Here is a 4300-nt window from a genome sequence, read left to right as displayed (position 1 = left end):
CTTCGTTCCATGCTTTTTATCCCGTTCACCGCGCCAGTATTGAAAAAGCGCCGGAAAGCTGGTCTTCCCAAGCGGAAACGCTTATCGGCAACGGCCCCTTTCGCCTGACCGGCTGGGTGCATCACGGCAGCTTATCCTTCGCCAAAAATCCCTACTATCGCGATGCCGCCTCCATCCGTTTGGACGGCATGTACTGGCCCATCGTGGACGCCCAGGCCACCCGGCTGACGCTGGTGGAAACCGGCCAAGCGGATATGATGGTCGAGCCGCCAGTTGTAGAGCATGACCGCCTGCAAAAAGAAGGCCTCCTGCGCATCGCCCCCTATCTGGGCCTCTATTATTACGTTTTCAACACCCAAGCGCCGCCATTTGACCGCCTGGAAGTGCGCCGCGCCTTCGCGCTGTCCTTTCAGCGTCAAGCACTGATTACCCACGTAGTCAAAGGAGGCAAGCTTCCGGCCTACGCCTGGGTGCCTCCGGGCCTCACCAATCCGGCTACCGGCCTTGATTTTCGTCAAGAAGGCGGCGATCTAAGCCGCGAAGATGCAGCCGCCGCCAAAGAAGCGCTGCAAACAGCAGGCTACGGAAATGCGCTGCCGCCAGTCACGCTGCTTTTCAACACCGGCGAAATGCACAAGGCCATCGCCGAAGCCGCTCAAGAGATGTGGAAGCAAAGCTTGGGCGTCGCCGTCACCTTGACCAATCAGGAATCAAAAGTCTTTCTGGCGTCCCGCACGCGCGGCGAGTTCCAAATCGCCCGGGCTTCTTGGATTGGCGACTACGCTGATCCCATGACCTTTTTGGATGTTTTCAAGGACGCCACAAACGACGCCAGGTACCAAAATCCACGCTATAACGCGTTGATTGAAGAGGCGCAAAGCTCCCTTGATCCGGCGCGCCGCATGGCGGCCATGCACGAAGCGGAGCAAATTCTCCTTGATGACGCTGTCATCTTGCCTATTTACTACACCACCCAGCCCTATGTAGCCAGCCCCCGCCTGCAAGGCGTCTCCTGGTCAGTACTGGGCTTGGCGGATTTCAAGGATTCCTACCTATTAGAAAACCGCTAATTTATTCGTATCTCACGCTCAAATGGTCATTTTTCCGTCATACATTGTCAGAAATCCTCGGCAGAGCGCCGCTATGCCTGCGTTTTCTTCCTCGTCTGCCGAAAAAAGCCCTCATTTGAGCGGAGCACTCATTAAATCATCGGCTTTCTTGGAAAATTTCCCAAGATAACCTATAGTCACATGAAAGTACAACTAAAAAAGATCATTTCCATAGCCATTTACCTATAGAAAGGTTTAGAGTAATGAAATCATTAATCAAACCGCGCCCGTTACGACAGGGTGATACGATCGGCCTTGTAGCGCCGGCTAGTCCAGGAAAGGCGGAGGAATTGGAGCAAGGCGTGCGCTGGCTGCAGGCGCAGGGCTTCCAGGTCAGCCTAGGCAAGAGCGCCGCTTATACTGACGGCATCTGCGCCGGCGACGATGCCGTACGCGTTGACGATTTACATACTTTTTTTGCCGATCCTAGCATTGCAGGCATTCTCTGCATACGCGGCGGCTACGGCAGCATGCGTCTTTTGCCGCAGTTGGATTACGAACTGATCAAGAGCCACCCCAAGGTGTTCATGGGCTATAGCGACATTACCGCGCTGCACACGGTGTTGCAGCAGCAATGCGGCTTGGTGAGCTTTCACGGCCCCATGGCGGCTTCGGATTTTGGCCGGGAGCCACTATCTGATTTTACCTGTAAGCACTCGCTTCGAGCGCTCACCAGTACCAACCCGCTCGGCGAGCTGCCAGCGCCGCCTGCCGGGGCGACCCCTTTTTTTCTGGTTCCCGGAGAGGCGTCCGGTCCTTTGTGCGGCGGCAATCTCAGCCTCATCGCAGCCGCCTTGGGCACGCCGTACGAACTGGATACCGCCGGACGCATTCTTTGCCTGGAAGAAGTGGGCGAAGCGCCTTACCGTCTGGATCGGCTGCTGACGCAGCTGCACCTTGCCGGTAAGCTGCAGGCGGCAGCGGCCATCGTCATGGGCGTCTGCAGCAACTGTGACAGCGAAGAAGACCCGCCCGGCCAGCGCACCGCCGATGTGCTTCGTGAACGTCTTGGTTCTTTGAGCAAGCCTGTTCTCTGCGACGTTTCCTTTGGGCATACGCCAGACAAACTGACGCTGCCCTTGGGCGTCCAGGCTACGGTTTCGCCGCGAGCCGGCCTAGTCCTGACAGAAGCCGCTTTAGAGGAGGCCCCTGCTAATGTTTACTGAAGAAAAAAAACGTCTTTGCCAAAAAGTCGACGCTCTGGAAGCGGAAATGACCCGACTCAGCCTGGCTTTGCACGCACGGCCGGAACTGGGAAATGAAGAATACGAAGCAATGCGGCTTTTGACCGACGCCAGCCGCATGCAAGGCTTTCACGTAACCCAAGGCGCCGCCGGTCTTCCCACGGCGTTTGTTGCCAAACGCGGCGACAGCGGCCCTAAAATCGCTTTTTTAGCCGAATACGACGCACTGCCTGGTCTTGGTCATGCCTGCGGACACAATCTGATCGCTTCGATGAGCTTTGGCGCAGCCGCTGCCTTCGCCGCCTTAACGACAAGCCAAGCACAAACCTATTTTATCGGCTGCCCGGCGGAAGAAACCCAAGGCGGCAAGATCGCTTTGACCAATGCTGGCGTCTTCGACGCTTTTGACGCCGTTTTCATTATTCATCCCAGCGACGAAACCACCTTAGGCGGCACATCCCTGGCATCCCACCCCTTATGCGTGCGCTTTCACGGCCGCGAAGCGCATGTAGCCAGCCGCAGCGAACGCGGCATTAACGCCCTGGATGCGCTGGTGCTTTTTTATCAAGGGCTGCAGGGACTGCGGCTGCGTTTTGGCGAGCAAGCACTCATTGCCGGTATCATTACCGCTGGCGGCACAGCGCCCAACATCGTCCCCGCCTTGGCGGAGATGAAATGCACGGTGCGCTCCCTTAGCAGCGACTATTTGGAACAGCAGGTACTTCCCGCCGTCCGCGCTCTGGCGACCGGCATAGCTGAAGGCACTGGCGCAACCGTAACACTAGAGCACTATGAACCGCTGTTTAAGGAACTTATCCAGAATACTGACCTTGCGGCTTATTTTGCGGAAAATCTGCGTCTTCTCGGCGAACCAGTCCGCCAGTTGCCGGACAACGACGCTGGCGGCTCCACGGACGTAGGCAATGTCAGCCATGTAGCGCCGACACTGCACCCGGAACTGTCTATTGGGGCCGGTTTGACAGCTCATACGCCTGCTTTCGCCCAAGCCGCCGGTTCCGCTGCAGCCCAAAAACGAGCCCTTATCGGCGCCAAAGCCATGGCCATGAGCGCCTGGGATATATGCTTACAGAACACCAAAAGGAGTTTACTATGAAATTTATTTCTTGGAACGTCAACGGCCTGCGCGCCTGTCTAGGCAAAGGCTTTAACGACTTTTTTCAGCAAAGCGACGCCGACTTCTTCTGCGTGCAAGAAACGAAAATGCAGCCGCACCAAGCGGAATTGGACTTTCCAGGATACGAGCAGTACTGGAACAGCGCCGTCAAAAAAGGGTATTCCGGCACGGCCGTCTTTACTCGTCATACGCCGCTCTCCGTACGCTTGGGCATGGGCCTGGAAGAGCACGATCAGGAAGGACGCCTGCTTACGCTGGAGTATCCGGATTTTTTCCTGGTTAATGTCTACACTCCCAACTCTCAGCGAGAATTGGCGCGTTTGGATTACCGCATGCAGTGGGAAAACGATTTCCGCCGCTACTTAGCAAAGCTGGATACAGAAAAAGCGATCATTCTGTGCGGCGATATCAACGTCGCCCATCAGGAAATCGACATTAAAAATCCCAAAAGCAATCGTCGCAACGCAGGCTTCACTGATGAAGAACGCGGCAAAATGAGTGAACTCCTCATGGAAGGTTTCACAGATACCTTCCGCTACCTTTATCCAGCGCGCGAAAACGCCTATACCTGGTGGTCCTACATGATGAAGGCCCGCGATCGCAATGTTGGTTGGCGCATTGACTATTTTCTCGTCTCCGACCGCCTGCAGGATCGAATCAAAGAAGCTATGATTTACGCCGATATTATGGGCAGCGATCATTGCCCGGTGGGGCTGGAACTGAAGTAACGAGGATTGAACAAGAGAATCGGAGTCATGTGAGGGTACACAAGAGGAGTACTGGGGCAACGATTTTGAACAGGAGTAGATGGAGTAGAGCAAGGGTACGTTGAGGGTGCGAAATATGAAATTGAACCTCAACACATAAAATAC

General features: G+C 55.5%; 4 protein-coding genes. All 4 read left to right on the top strand.

The window, feature by feature from the left end:
- Window positions 1-1070: peptide ABC transporter substrate-binding protein (locus PHF27_RS13505; RefSeq protein WP_300071153.1), on the top strand; the 1070-nt coding region annotated here is incomplete at its 5' end.
- A 242-nt stretch (window positions 1071-1312) separates the two neighbouring features.
- On the top strand, window positions 1313-2275 hold the full coding sequence (locus PHF27_RS13500) for an LD-carboxypeptidase (RefSeq protein ID WP_300071150.1): 963 nt from the start codon (window positions 1313-1315) through the stop codon (window positions 2273-2275).
- Window positions 2265-3407: an amidohydrolase gene (locus PHF27_RS13495; protein WP_300071147.1), complete on the top strand. Its 1143-nt coding sequence runs from the start codon at window positions 2265-2267 to the stop codon at window positions 3405-3407. Before PHF27_RS13500 ends, PHF27_RS13495 begins: the two co-directional genes overlap by 11 nt.
- Window positions 3404-4156 (top strand): exodeoxyribonuclease III, encoded by a 753-nt coding sequence (locus tag PHF27_RS13490; RefSeq protein ID WP_300071145.1) that lies wholly within the window; start codon window positions 3404-3406, stop codon window positions 4154-4156. Before PHF27_RS13495 ends, PHF27_RS13490 begins: the two co-directional genes overlap by 4 nt.
- Window positions 4157-4300: the final 144 nt, after the last annotated feature.

Source organism: Anaeromusa sp. (genome assembly GCF_028691475.1).
Lineage (GTDB): Bacteria > Bacillota > Negativicutes > Anaeromusales > Anaeromusaceae > Anaeromusa.
The sequence above is the reverse complement of the archived record's forward strand: the minus strand, read 5'-3'. Positions and strand labels throughout refer to the sequence as shown.

Bases quoted from the DNA above. Each gene is read 5' to 3' on its own strand.
- PHF27_RS13500 (WP_300071150.1), top strand. From the start codon at position 1,313: ATGAAATCATTAATCAAACCGCGCCCGTTACGACAGGGTGATACGATC.
- PHF27_RS13495 (WP_300071147.1), top strand. From the start codon at position 2,265: ATGTTTACTGAAGAAAAAAAACGTCTTTGCCAAAAAGTCGACGCTCTG.
- PHF27_RS13490 (WP_300071145.1), top strand. From the start codon at position 3,404: ATGAAATTTATTTCTTGGAACGTCAACGGCCTGCGCGCCTGTCTAGGC.